Raw genomic sequence first — 13,496 nt, 5'->3', positions numbered from 1 at the left:
TGTATCATATGGATATACAAAAGCCGGATTGACCGGAGAAAGGATCGACCGATGAGAAGGATCGGGATCATACTGACAGCCATGATGTTGATGATGACGGGAATGACCGCTGCCCAGGCCGGGCAGGAGACACTGGTATATGCCTCCACTTTCGGAGCCGGAACAGATCTCTGGTATGCCAGGGGCGCCCAGAAGGTTTACCACACAACGGAGGCAACCCTCCGGACCGAAGGACGGACCAGCGACTGGAATTCCCCGGGACGGAACTTTGAACTGGCTGCCGGGACCAAATATGACATAAGCGTTGAAGTGCTCCAGAATGACGCGGAAACAGCCACGCTGATGGTTTCTGCCCAGGTGACCAAAGAAGACGGATCACCGGACTGGAAGAACCTCTTCAAGGGAGAAGCGAAGAAAGGCGAGTGGACCACCCTGGCGGGCAGCTACACGCCGGATCCTTCCGACGAATATATCCTGTATGTGGAAACCGTCGGGGCACCGGAGCTGAGCTATGAAATCCGGAATTTCCGGGTGGTGGCACCGGACGGAGTGCCGGATGTGCAGCCCACAGCCGCACCGGCCGCACAGGCTGTTCCGGAAGGAGAAATGCCTTCCCTGAAGGATGTGTACGCAGGCAAATTCGATTTCGGTACGGCGCTGCCCCGGAATGCGTTCAATGATATCCAGCTGCTGAGACTGGTAAAGGACCAGTTCAACATCCTGACGCCGGAAAACGAGATGAAGCCGGATGCAATCCTGGATGTGTACGGCAGCAAGAAACTGGCGGAGAAGGACGAGACAGCGGTGGCTGTCCGGTTTGAAGCATGCAAGACGCTGCTGCGGTTTGCACAGTCCAACGGCCTGAAGGTGCACGGCCACACACTGCTGTGGCACAACCAGACCCCGGAAGCCCTTTTCCACGAAGGTTATGATACCACCAAGCCGATGGCCAGCCGGGAAGTGATGCTGGGCCGGATGGAAAATTACATCCGCGAAGTGCTGACCTGGACCGAAGAGAATTACCCGGGTGTGATCGTATCCTGGGATGTGGTGAACGAGGCAATCGACGACGGGACGAACCAGCTGCGGACCGGTGCCAACTGGTACAAGACCGTCGGACCGGATTACCTGGCACGCGCGTTTGAATATGCCCGGAAATACGCGGCGGAAGGCGTACTGCTGTACTACAATGATTACAATACCGCATACGGCGGCAAGCTGTACGGGATTGTGGAACTGCTGGAGAGCCTGATTGCCGAGGGCAATATCGACGGATACGGATTCCAGATGCACCACAGCCTGGGTGAACCGTCCATGGATATGATTACCCGGGCGGTGGAGAAAATAGCATCGCTGGGGCTGCGGCTGCGTGTGAGCGAGCTGGACATCAACGCCGGAAAGGCGACGGAGAAAAACTTCGAATCCCAGAAGAACAAGTATAAACAGGTGATGAAGCTGATGCTCCGGTTCAAGGACCAGACCGAAGCGGTCCAGGTGTGGGGCGTGACGGACATCATGAGCTGGCGCAGGGACGGATATCCGCTGCTGTTTGACAAGAACATGAATCCGAAACCTGCATTCTTCGGCGTGATCGAAGCCGGGCTGGAAGACTGAGAAGCGACATCTGCAACAGAAAGCGGGGACCGGGCATCCGGCCCCTGCTGTTTTATTTGCACTTCCTTTTCCCGGAAAACCATGGTACAATAACCTGTATGCATTTGCACACGATCCCTTATCAGAGAGGTGCGCGAAGTTGGAAGGACAGCCGCTTGTCAGTATTGTGATTCCGGCGTACAATGCGGAAAAAACGCTGAAACGCATGCTGGACAGCGTTATTGGCCAGACCTGGCGGAATATCCAGATTATCCTGGTGGATGACGGCAGCCGGGACAATACCCTGCAGATTGCCCGTGAGGCTGCGGAACGGGATGACCGGATCCAGGTGCATACCCAGGAAAATGGGGGTGTGTCCCAGGCAAGGAATACCGGGATGCGGTTCTGTACGGGAAAATATATCCGCTTCCTGGACGCGGATGACACCCTGCCGCCGGAATCCACCGAGATCCTGGTGAACAAAGCGGAAAAAGAGGCCGCTGACCTGGTGATCGGCGGGTACAAGGAATGCCTGGGAACCCGCGAATTCCGATTCAACCTGGAAAACCGGGACGACACGATGAGCGTGACGGATATGCTGCCGATGCTGTGCCGGAAGGCAAACACATACTTTTACGGCGTACTGTGGAACAAGCTGTTCCGGCGGGATATCATTGAAGATATGGGGCTGGCTTTCCAGGACGGACTGACATACGGGGAAGACTTTGTGTTCCATGTTACCTACCTGAAGAAAGCGGAGCGGGTTTCCTTTGTAAAGGAGTACCTGTACGATTATCATCGGTCCATGGGCAGCATGACGTTCCGGCAGGCATTCAGCTGCGTAACGCATCCGCTGCGGAATATCAATACCAAGATCCGCTTGTACCATTCCATGCGGGATATGTACATCTTCCGGAATGAGTACGGGAAATACAAAAAGAAACTGTGGCTTTATCTGTTCAAGGTCGGACTGGACAAGTGACGGCTGTACAGATTTGGATTACAAGGAGCAGGCATTCATGGTTGTAAGTCAGAACGTTTTATCCGCTGTGTTCAGCGATGAAACGCCGGATTACCGGTTTCCGGCTGAGCCGGATCCGGAAGATTCCGTTACCATCCGGATCCGGGTGGCCAAAAACAGCGCAAAACGGGTGATTATCCTTTTTGATTCCATGAACGTGGGTACCCAGATGGAGAAAACCCGCAGCGATGATTATTTCGATTTTTATGAAACCAGCCTGGTCTGCAATGACCAGGAGGTAATGTACCGGTTCCTGATTGAGTGCCATGATGACGGCCGAATTGCCTATGACAAGAGCGGCGCACGGGTGGAAGAAGGCACCACGCTGGACTTTAACCCGGTATACGCCTTCCGTTTTGTTCCCGGATTCCATGTGCCGGAATGGGCCAAGGGCGCCGTACAGTACCAGATCTTCACGGACCGTTTCTTCAACGGGGATCCGTCGAATGACGTGACGGACAATGAGTATTATTATACGATCGGGCACGCGAAGCATATCAGCGACTGGGATGCGCTGCCGACCGACACGGATATCCGTTCATTCTACGGCGGAGACCTGCAGGGGATTATGGACAAGCTGGATTACCTGCAGGGAATCGGGATTGAGGTGCTTTACCTGAACCCGATCTTCGTTTCGCCTTCGAGCCACAAATACGATACCCAGGATTACGAACATGTGGATCCCCATTTCGGTGTGATTACCGACGATGTTGAGCATGAGATGCAGCTGTGGGAGAAGCATAACGGCTACGCCCCCCGGTATATCCGGCGGGTGACCTCCACCGAAAACCTGGAAAAGAGCGATGCGCTGTTTGCCCGGCTGTGCGAGGAACTGCACCGGCGTGGGATGCGCATCATCCTGGACGGCGTGTTCAATCACTGCGGATCCTTCAACAAATGGATGGACCACGAGGGAATTTACCTGGGGAAAGCCGGTTTCCTGCCGGGCGCGTTCCAGAGCGTTCACAGCCCCTACCGGAGCTACTTCCACTTCAACGAATCCGGCAACGGCCGGTCGCCCGCGTATGAAGGCTGGTGGGGTTATTCCACCCTGCCGAAGCTGAACTACGAGGGATCGCCGGAACTGCGGGAGCAGATCCTGAAGATTGCCGAGAAGTGGATGGCACCGCCGTACTGCATCGACGGATGGCGGCTGGATGTCGCGGCGGACCTGGGACACAGCAAGGAATGCAACCACAGCTTCTGGCAGGATTTCCGGAAGCGGGTGAAAGCGGTGAATCCGGATGCCCTGATTATCGCGGAGCACTACGGCGATCCCACCCCCTGGCTGAACGGCCGGGAATGGGATACCGTGATGAATTACGATGCATTCATGGAACCGGTATCCTGGTTCCTGACCGGGATGGAAAAACATTCCGATTCCTACCGGGATGACCTGTACCAGAACGGCAGCGCGTTCTTTGGCATTATGCGGGAAAAGATGGCGCACCTGAAGTATCCGAGCCTGATTACCGCAATGAATGAGCTGAGCAACCATGACCATTCCCGGTTCCTGACACGGACCAACCGGATGGTCGGCCGGATGACAACGGTCGGATCCGGCGCGGCTGCTGCCGGAATCAACAAGGGCATTTTCCGGGAAGCGGTAACGATCCAGATGACCTGGCCGGGCGCACCGACCGTATATTATGCGGACGAGGCGGGCCAGGTGGGCTGGACCGATCCGGACAACCGGCGGACATATCCCTGGGGGCATGAGGATCAGAGCCTGATTGATCTTCACCGGGACCTGATTGCCCTGCGGAAGGATCTGCCCGTACTGGCACACGGCAGCCTGAAACCGCTGCTGGCGGATTACGGACGAATCGCGTACGCACGGTTTGACGGAAACTGCCGGTGCATTACCGCCGTGAACAACACGGGCGGATGGACCGATTTCCGCCTGTTTGTCCGGGACGCAGGCGCGGAGGAAGGGGAGGCTTACTTCCGCCGGATCCTGACCACCCAGGAAGCGCACGAGACGGAATGTGCACCGCTGGGAACCGTGACGGACGGTTACCTGGCATTCAACATACCGCCGTATTCCGCAGCCGTTATCTCGAACCGGGAATAAGGCGAAGAGCGGTATATGCTATAAATGGAACAATAACAGCAAGGAGTCAGACATGAATCGCACGATCAAGCGGGTACTCAGTGCATTGGTGATTATTATTTCCATCACTGCAGTGATTATTATCGCTTTCAGCAACCCCGAGATGAAGAACGCCTGGAAGGCGCTTGCTTCCATGGATCTCAAGTGGGTGCTCGGTCTGTTCCTGTGCTGGGCAGCATATGCCGGATTTGAAGGTTGCGGTACATGGAGCTACCTGCGGTCCAAGGGATATAAGATCAACCTCGGCCGGGTTATCGGCGTGGCCCTGATCGGATTCTACTACAGCAATATTACCCCCAGCGCTGCCGGCGGACAGCCGATGCAGGTGAACAGCCTGCGGAAGGCGGGAATTCCGGTGGCCTACGGCACCACTGCAGTGACAATCCGCTTTGTTTCCAACCAGCTGACCATCTGCATGATGACCCTCGGCCTCCTGATTGCCAACCGGACATTTGCCTACAATCAGCTGGGCGGCCTGATCTGGGCGGCACGGATCGGCTGGGCGATTAACTTTATCGCGGTTCCGCTGGTGCTGCTTGCCGCGTTCAAACGGAACCTGATCCAGGCGGTGATTGAGTGGCTGATCTCGCTTCTGCACAAAATGCACCTGGTACGGGACAAGGAAGCCACCGTTGCCAAAATCACCGAGATCCTGGATTCCTATCATGCCGCCATGATTGCCCTGATCCATTCCCCCGGGCAGATCCTGATGCAGATCCTGTTCAGTGCGCTGAGCATGCTGGGAATGACCGGATCGATTGTATTTACCTATTATGCGTTCGGGCTGAGCGGAACACCGTGGTACCAGATCCTGACGATGAGCTGCCTGCTGTTTGTATCGGCCAGCTATACGCCCCTGCCCGGTGCGAGCGGCGCCCAGGAAGGCGGTTTCATGGCCTATTTCGCCGGGATCTTTACGGACGGTACAATCGGTGTCGGCTTGCTGATCTGGCGGTTCTTCACCTATTATATGTTCCTGATTGTGGGCGTAGGGACCGTGCTGAACGACAAGCGCCTGATCCGGCAGGAGAAGAAAAGGAAACAGGCGGAAGAGCGCCTGTCCGGAGCGGCGGATACTCCGGGGGAAGCGGATAACGCAGCCCCGGAAACGGCCGGCGGAACGGAAGACGAAACCCAGGAATGAACATATAACGGCAGTAAATATGCCAACGAAACGGATGCCCCGGATCAGCGGGGCATCCGTTTTTCCACACCCGGGCATGATGGGACGCTGCGAACCGGACGAAAGCAGCAGAAACGGTTGCGCATTCCGGCAAAATATGGTACAAATGGGGCAAGAGACAAAAACCATAAAACCCATAACGGGGAGGGACAAGCCATGAAGAACATACCGTTTCATTTTCCGTCCAAGACGGGTGTGTGTGAAATCAGCGCCCATATCTATACGCCGGAAGACGGATATTTCGAAACCGTGATGGTGATTCACCATGGCATGGCGGAACACCAGAAAAGATATGAGGGATACATCCGATTCCTGTGTGATCACGGGATTGCGGTATACATGCATGACATGGCCAACCACGGTGAATCCAACCAGGACCCGGAACTGAAGGGCTGGTTCGGAAAGCGGAATGGCTGGAATGCGCTGATTGAGGATTACCGGGAAATGGTGCTGCGCGCAAAGCAGGAGCATCCGTCCTGCAGGATCATTGTGATGGGGCATTCCATGGGCTCATTCATCGTGCGGATGTATGTATCCCGCTATCCGCAGGATGGATTTACAGGCGCGATCTTTATGGGAACCGGCGGCCCCAATCCGGCAGCAGGTGCGGGAAAAGCGGCGGCTGCCGTGATCGGTGCGGTACGCGGGAAAAAGCATAAGAGCAATCTGATGAACACCATGGCGTTCGGCACATACGGGAAAAAGTTTGAAGGGCGGACCCCGTTTGACTGGCTGACCCGTGACCGGGAAATCGTGGACAAATATATGGCGGATCCATACTGCGGATTCCTGTTTACGGTACAGGGCATGAGCGACCTGGTTCGGGTCAATGCTGCTTCCAACACAGAGGCATGGGCCAGGGGAATTCCGCCGGAACTTCCCATCCTGCTGATCAGCGGCGGGCTGGACCCGGTGGGGGATTACGGAGCCGGAGTACAGAAGGTTGCGGAGATGCTGAAGGAGAGCGGACATACGCGCGTGACCACCAAAATCTATCCGGAATGCCGGCATGAGGTCCTGAATGAACTGAACCGGGACGAAGTCATGGCCGATATTGCCGCATGGATCAAGGAAAAATAAAAAAACAGGCGCCTGCCGGAATGGCAGGCGCCTGTACTTCTGAAGAAGTTATTTACGGAATCCCGGCCAGGCTGTCACACTGCTCAAATGCATCGGGCGCAATATCCGCGGACGGAACCGGCAGCGAGACGCGGAACAGGTTCCGGCAGCCCAGGAATGCCTGCGGACCGATGGAACGCACGCTGTCCGGGATGATGACTTCCGCAAGCTGCCCACAGGCCAGGAACGCGCGGGCACCGATGGAACGGAGACCGGATGGGAAAAGGATTTCAGTCAGGCCGGTGCATCCGGCAAACAGCTCATCCGGGACTTCTTCCGCAGATTCCGGAACCCTGAAAGAGGTGAGTGCGAAACAGCTCCGGAATGCACCGGTGCCGATTTCCGCACATTCAGGCGGCAGGATGACTTCCCGGAGGCTGTAGCAGCCGGAGAACGCATTAGCGCCGACGGAACGAATGCCAACGGGAAGATCGATGCCTTCCAGTCCGATGCAGTTCAGGAAAGCACCGTCTTCAATCCGGGTGACCTTCCCCGGCAGGGTGACGCGGACCAGACTCCGGCACCCGGCGAAGGCGCTCCGGCTGATGACTTTCAGGCGCGGAGGAAGTTCGACTGTTTCCAGTGCGGAACAGTTGTAAAAGGCACGCTCCCCAATGGTTCTGACAGACCTCGGAAGGAGAAGCTCCCGGAGGCCTGTGCAGTCCTCGAATGTCTTTTCCGCGATGGAAGTGACGGACTCCGGAATGATCAGTGAACGCAGGGAATGGCAGCCGTAAAACGCAGATGCGCCGATGAAATCAATGCTGTCCGGCAGTACGGCGGAACGCAGGCCGGTGCAGAGGCCGAAAGCCTTCTGCCCGATGGTGGTAACGGAATCCGGCAGAATCAGCTCTGTGAGGTTATCACACGCATAGAATGCGGACGCCCCGATAGTGGTCATACCAACCGGAACGGTATAGGATCCGCGGGGACGCACCGCAGTAAAGGTGACCAGCCGGTGGTCCTGGCGGCTGAAAAGCACACCGTCATCCCACAGAAGCGCCGGATGATCTTCCGAAACAATGATATCTGCCAGCATGCCGCACGCGGTAAACGGGTTCCGGCCGATATCGTTCAGGGTATCCGGCAGGAAGACGGCCGCGAGGCCGGTGCAGTAGAGGAAAGCATAATCGCCGATGGATGTGATGCCCTCGGGAATTGTGACATCCAGCAGTGAAGGACACCATGCAAAGGATTTTTCCCCCAGGGAGGAGACCGGGATACCGTCCAGCCGGGCAGGTACAACCACCACATCCGCGTCTCCCGTGAAACGCGTAATCATGGCAGTTCCGTTGCCCTGGAGAATGTATTCGTAATCCCCGCTGATGAGGATCCCGTTATCCGGTGAAGCGGCCCCGGCAGAAGGGCATACGGAAAGAAGGCACAGCATACATGCCAGCAGCAATGCCGGAAGTTTCCGCATGGTCTTCACCTCACAATTAAGCATCATTATGATATCGGTTTTTGATGGTTCCGTCAATGGATTTCCGCTCCCGGAAACAGGGCAGGACCCTAATCAAATATTGACATTGCGGGCAATTCATCTTACAATAAATAGACCGTAAAATATATTCCGGACATCCCCTTTTCAACCGGGAACAGGGGTCCCAAAAACAGGAGATCAAAAAGGAGACTGAAGCATGGGTCCAGGCAAGCAACAGTACCGGATCGCCTTTTTTACGGTTGACTGGAATTATGAACTGGTTGAAAGCACATTGCATGGCCTGAAGCGGTATGCGGATGACCATGAGAACGTATATATCTATATTTTTGACTGTCTGGGCAAGGACCTGGACAACGCAAAGGACAGAAGCGAATACATCATTTTTGACCTGCCGGACCTGCGCAAATTTGACGGGGTACTGGTGCAGGGAAATCAGATTGTGCTGAAACGGGTACGGGATGCCATTGAACGCCGGATTGTGGAAGCCGGAGTCCCGGCGGTCAGCATCGGGGCACCGATGGAAGGGTGCTCTTTAATCCGCTTTGACAACCGCGCCGCCCAGCGGGCAATTGTAAACCATGTGATCCGCGATCATCACGCACAAAGGCTGGTTTACCTGACCGGAAATACCGACAACGGCAGCCCGGAAGCCCGGGAACGACTGGACGGGTTTGAAGACGCATGCGAGGAAAACAGGATCCCGAAGCAGGACGTGCAGATTGTTCCCGCCACATGGCGCACGAGCGACGGTACAGACCTTGCGGACACCTGGATTCGGGAAAAACGGGAAATGCCGGACGCGTTTATCTGCGCGAATGACGAAATGGCCATCGGCCTGATGACTGCCCTGAAAAACCGCGGAATCCGGATTCCGCAGGACGTGATTGTAACCGGGTTTGACAATCTGTCCAGCTCGGAGCTTTCCAGCCCCCGCCTGTCCACGGTGGGCGGGGACAACCAGGCCCAGAATTACCAGGCGATGGATCTGCTGATCAGCCTGATTGACGGGAAGGATTCCCGGAAGGAAATCCTTACCGACTTTCATGTGGTTTGTTCCGAATCCTGCGGATGTTCCGAAACGGCGCGGCCGGGGACGATCCGGGAACTGTATTTCCAGCAGACCCGCTTCCTGAAGGATTTCTACAACCTGCAGGGGCAGATGGCTGAAGACCTGTTCGAAGCCAATAACCTGCAGGAACTGGTGGAAACCGTCGGCAAGAACCGCCGGATTTTCGGATGCCAGGATATCTACCTGTGCTTCAACGACTATTACTTCGACCATTTTGACAAGAGCGAGTGGCCGGAGGAGGAGAAGCCCTTCGGCGAGGAAATGATCCTGGCGGTCCGGAAGAGTGGACATTCGTGCGGAAACGGTAACGAAAATTACGAATTTATCCGCTTCCCGACCGGGGAACTCCTGCCGGAAACCCTGCTGAAACGGGAACGGTTCATGATGTTCTATCCGCTGCACTACAACACCTATTCCATCGGATATATCGCACTGGACGGAATCAGCGACGCAGCGAAGATGAACCTGCATGAAAGCATATTCAACTTCCTGGAAATCGCCATTGAAAACGTGCGGAAGAAGGAACTTCTCCGCCAGTTCAATGAGACGCTGGATGAGCTGTACGTGCGGGACAGCCTGACCGGCCTGTATAACCGGTTCGGACTGAAACGCTTCGGGCAGGAGACATTTGACTGGCTGATGGAACGGGACGGCGGCGCCCAGGTTCTTTTCACGGATATGGATGACATGAAGCTGACCAATGACCTGTACGGCCATAACGCGGGCGATGAGGCGCTGAAAGCATCCGCGTGGATCCTGTCGGAGTGCTGTGATCCGGAAGACGTTATTATCCGGTATGGCGGCGACGAATTTGTGATCATTGCCCAATGGGACGAGAAAGACCTGAAAGAACGGATCCTGGCAGCTGCGGATGACTATAACCGCAGTTCCGGAATGCCGTTCCAGCTTGGATTCTCCATCGGCACATGCAGTGCGGAGGCTTCGGAAGGAAAGACGATGGACGACTGTATCAAAGTCGCCGACGCCCGGATGTACGAAGTCAAAACCGAGCGGAAAGCCGGAAGATAAATCAAAATCGCAATGGAAAGGAGCCAGTATCACAGTGAGAAACACGTTTCGCGGCGGGGTGCACCCGGAGGAGCGGAAGGAGCTGAGCCGTGAGGCCCGGCTGCGCCTGTTTGACCCGAAAGGGGAAATGGTATTTCCGCTCCAGCAGCATATCGGGAAGCCCGCAAAGCCGCTGGTCCAACGGGGAGACGAGGTGCTGACAGGACAAAAGATTGCGGAGGCGGACGGATTTGTTTCCGCCCATATCTACTCCAGCTGTTCCGGCAAGGTAAAGGCGATCGAGAAGCGCCGGGTGCTTGGCGGAGGCATGATTGACTGCATCGTGATTGACAACGACGGGCAGTTTACTCCCTTTGCGGATTTCACGCAGAAGGAGAGCGCGTCCCACCTGTCCAACGATGATATCATCAGCCGTGTGCAGGAAGCAGGTATTGTAGGTCTCGGCGGCGCTGGATTCCCGACGCATGTTAAGCTGAAGCCCAAGGATCCGGACGCAATCCAGTACATCATTGCAAACGGCGCGGAATGTGAACCGTACCTGACCTGCAATGATCAGCTGATGCGCACCCAGTCCACGGCGATCGCGGAAGGCCTGGAGCTGGTACTCCGCCTTTTCCCGAACGCGGAGGGCGTAATCTGCATTGAGGAAAACAAACCCGAAGCGATCCACGCGATGCAGATTGCCGTTTCCGGCAAGCCGAAGATCCGGGTGCAGGAAATGATCACAAAGTACCCGCAGGGCGGTGAACGCAGCCTGATCCAGGCGGTGACGGGCGTTGATTTCCCGATCAGCAAGCTGCCGGCGGACGTGGGATGCATTGTGCAGAACGTAGGGACGCTGTACGCGATCCAGCGCGCGGTGCTGTACCATGAACCGCTGTTCAGCCAGTGCTTCACGGTGAGCGGCGATGCGGTGAAGGAACCCGGCAACTTCTTTGTACGGGTCGGCACGAGCTACGCGGAGCTGCTGGAGGAATGCGGCGGCATCAAGGAAGAATGCAAAGCGGCCAAGGCGCTGGCCGGCGGCCCGATGATGGGCGTTGCGATCGGAAGCCTGGATATTCCGATCCAGAAGCAGAACAACGGACTGACCGTGATGGCGGAAGACCCGGTGGAGGACGCGGAGAAACTGATGACCGCCTGCCTGCACTGCGGACGCTGCACCACGGTATGCCCGGTCGGGCTGATGCCCCAGCTGATGGCCGACGCGGCGATCGCCGGGGACCTGGCCCGGTATGAGAAGAAGCTGTACGGACTGGAGTGCATCCAGTGCGGCAGCTGCACCTTCATCTGCCCGGCGAAACGGCCGCTGATGCAGGTGTTCAAACAAGCCAAGGCGGAAATTACCGCCGCGAAAAAGCGGGAAGGGGGGAACCAGAAATGAGCGAGGCGCTGAATATTTCCTCTTCTCCCCATGTAAGGGACAGATGGACAACCCCGTATATCATGCGGGTCGTGCTGCTGAGCCTGATGCCGGCCACCTGTGTCGGAATCATTTCATACGGCTGGCAGGCATTCGCGATTGTCGCGCTGGCTGTGATTTCAGCTGTACTGACCGAATGGGTATTCAACAAGATCGTCCATAAACCGAATACGATCTGGGACGGCAGCGCAGCTGTGACCGGCCTGCTGCTGGCGCTGTCCCTGGGACCGCGGACGCCTCTGTACCTGCCGGTGATCGGTTCCGTGTTCGCAATCGCGGTTGTCAAGGGCTGCTTCGGCGGACTGGGCAAGAATTTCATCAACCCGGCGCTGGCGGCACGCTGCTTCCTGCTGATCTCCTTTGCCAACGCGATGAGCATTTCCCCGATCCTGGACGCGACATCTTCCGCGACCCCCATGGGCGTGCTGAGGATGAACGGAACCGTGGACATCACCCGGATGTTCCTCGGCACCGCGGACGGCGTAATCGGAAGTTCCATCCTGGCGCTGCTGATCGGCGGCCTGGTGCTGTGGAGCATGGACATCATCCACGGCCAGATCTGCTGCTTCTCCGTGCTGGGCGGATTTACCCTGTTTCTTGCGCTGTTCGGCGGACAGGGCTTCGACATCAAATTCCTGCTGGCGCACCTGTGCGGCGGCGGCGTGGTGATGGGCGCGTTCTTCATGGCGACCGACTATGTGACCAGCCCGGTCAGCCGGCTGGGACAGTTTATCTACGGCTGCCTGATCGGCGTGCTGGGCGGCGTGTTCCGGCTGTACGGCAACACGGCGGACTCCTTCAGCTACGCGATCATCATCGGCAACGTATGCACGCCCCTGATTGATACCTACATCGTCCAGAAGCCGCTGGCTTACCGGAAGATCGGCAGGACCCGCCCGGTAAAGCGGGAGCCGTTCCGGATTCCGAAACCTGTGATCGCCCTGACGCTGATTGCGGCAATCGCCGGTGTGGCGCTGAGCGGCGTTTACTCCATGACCAAGGGAACCATCGACCTGCAGGAGCTGCAGAAGAAGACTGCCGCATACAAGGAAGTGTGCCCGGAAGCGGAAACCTTTGAACTGGTGGACGCGGCGGAGGAACTGATTGCGAAGCAGGATGAGAAAGCTTCCCCGAAGATCAACGAATTCTACGTTGGCAAGACTGCGGACGGCCAGGTGGCCGGATATGCCGCGAGCGTAACCGCCAAGGGATTCGGCGGGGATGTAACCATGGCGCTGGGCCTGACGCCCGACGGCGCGGTCCGGAAGATTGCTTTCACGGAACTGAATGAAACAGCCGGCCTGGGCATGGAGGCGGACAAAGCGCCCTTCAAGGATCAGTTTACCGGCAGGAGCGGAGAGCTGAACCTGATCAAGGGTACTGCATCAGGAGAACAGGAAATCAGTGCACTGACCGGCGCGACGGTTACCTCCACGGCTGTGGTGAACGGTGTGAACGCCGGACTTGCGTTCTGCGAAGAAGCAACGAAGGGAGGCAATTGA

General features: G+C 56.8%; 9 protein-coding genes. 8 read left to right on the top strand and 1 reads right to left on the bottom strand.

Features of this window, described 5'->3' with window-relative positions:
- Positions 1 to 51 precede the first annotated feature (51 nt).
- The 5 genes from JNO48_03010 to JNO48_02990 all read left to right on the top strand — a co-directional run bounded on the left by JNO48_03010 (position 52) and on the right by JNO48_02990 (position 6,990).
- Complete coding sequence (locus JNO48_03010) at positions 52 to 1,614, top strand: endo-1,4-beta-xylanase (protein ID QTE68895.1); 1,563 nt, start codon at positions 52 to 54, stop codon at positions 1,612 to 1,614.
- Positions 1,615 to 1,753: 139 nt separating this feature from the next.
- Positions 1,754 to 2,575, top strand: coding sequence for a glycosyltransferase (locus JNO48_03005; protein QTE68894.1), 822 nt, complete (start codon positions 1,754 to 1,756; stop codon positions 2,573 to 2,575).
- Positions 2,576 to 2,612: 37 nt separating this feature from the next.
- A complete protein-coding gene (locus JNO48_03000; protein ID QTE68893.1) occupies positions 2,613 to 4,688 on the top strand; it encodes an alpha amylase N-terminal ig-like domain-containing protein in 2,076 nt (691 codons plus the stop codon).
- 52 nt (positions 4,689 to 4,740) lie between these two features.
- Positions 4,741 to 5,871 (top strand): flippase-like domain-containing protein, encoded by a 1,131-nt coding sequence (locus JNO48_02995; GenBank protein ID QTE68892.1) that lies wholly within the window; start codon positions 4,741 to 4,743, stop codon positions 5,869 to 5,871.
- Between the two features lie 195 nt (positions 5,872 to 6,066).
- Positions 6,067 to 6,990 carry a lysophospholipase gene (locus JNO48_02990; GenBank protein QTE68891.1) on the top strand — a complete coding sequence of 308 codons (924 nt, stop codon included), beginning with the start codon at positions 6,067 to 6,069 and terminating at the stop codon, positions 6,988 to 6,990.
- A 52-nt stretch (positions 6,991 to 7,042) separates the two neighbouring features.
- Here the strand turns inward: JNO48_02990 and JNO48_02985 are convergent, their stop codons facing one another.
- Positions 7,043 to 8,452 carry a leucine-rich repeat domain-containing protein gene (locus JNO48_02985; protein ID QTE68890.1) on the bottom strand — a complete coding sequence of 470 codons (1,410 nt, stop codon included), beginning with the start codon at positions 8,450 to 8,452 and terminating at the stop codon, positions 7,043 to 7,045.
- A gap of 217 nt (positions 8,453 to 8,669) precedes the next feature.
- Here JNO48_02985 and JNO48_02980 point away from each other — a divergent pair, with 217 nt between their 5' ends.
- From JNO48_02980 to JNO48_02970, 3 genes are read left to right on the top strand one after another with little or no spacing between them, the layout of a single operon-like run.
- Entirely contained in the window at positions 8,670 to 10,571 is a 1,902-nt protein-coding gene (locus JNO48_02980) for a GGDEF domain-containing protein (GenBank protein ID QTE68889.1), read from the top strand.
- 34 nt (positions 10,572 to 10,605) lie between these two features.
- Positions 10,606 to 11,955: an electron transport complex subunit RsxC gene (rsxC, locus tag JNO48_02975; protein ID QTE68888.1), complete on the top strand. Its 1,350-nt coding sequence runs from the start codon at positions 10,606 to 10,608 to the stop codon at positions 11,953 to 11,955.
- Positions 11,952 to 13,496, top strand: a complete 1,545-nt coding sequence (locus JNO48_02970; protein QTE68887.1) for an RnfABCDGE type electron transport complex subunit D — start codon at positions 11,952 to 11,954, stop codon at positions 13,494 to 13,496. The genes rsxC and JNO48_02970 overlap by 4 nt, the downstream gene beginning before the upstream one ends.

It is taken from the genome of Clostridiales bacterium, from assembly GCA_017569285.1.
GTDB lineage: Bacteria > Bacillota > Clostridia > Christensenellales > Aristaeellaceae > Aristaeella.
Note: the sequence above shows the minus strand (reverse complement) of the source record. Positions and strands in the feature narration are given on the sequence as shown.

Coding starts and splice junctions, on each gene's coding strand:
- JNO48_03010 (QTE68895.1), top strand. CDS start 52: ATGAGAAGGATCGGGATCATACTGACAGCCATGATGTTGATGATGACG.
- JNO48_03000 (QTE68893.1), top strand. CDS start 2,613: ATGGTTGTAAGTCAGAACGTTTTATCCGCTGTGTTCAGCGATGAAACG.
- JNO48_02995 (QTE68892.1), top strand. CDS start 4,741: ATGAATCGCACGATCAAGCGGGTACTCAGTGCATTGGTGATTATTATT.
- JNO48_02990 (QTE68891.1), top strand. CDS start 6,067: ATGAAGAACATACCGTTTCATTTTCCGTCCAAGACGGGTGTGTGTGAA.
- JNO48_02985 (QTE68890.1), bottom strand. CDS start 8,452: ATGCGGAAACTTCCGGCATTGCTGCTGGCATGTATGCTGTGCCTTCTT.
- JNO48_02980 (QTE68889.1), top strand. CDS start 8,670: ATGGGTCCAGGCAAGCAACAGTACCGGATCGCCTTTTTTACGGTTGAC.
- JNO48_02970 (QTE68887.1), top strand. CDS start 11,952: ATGAGCGAGGCGCTGAATATTTCCTCTTCTCCCCATGTAAGGGACAGA.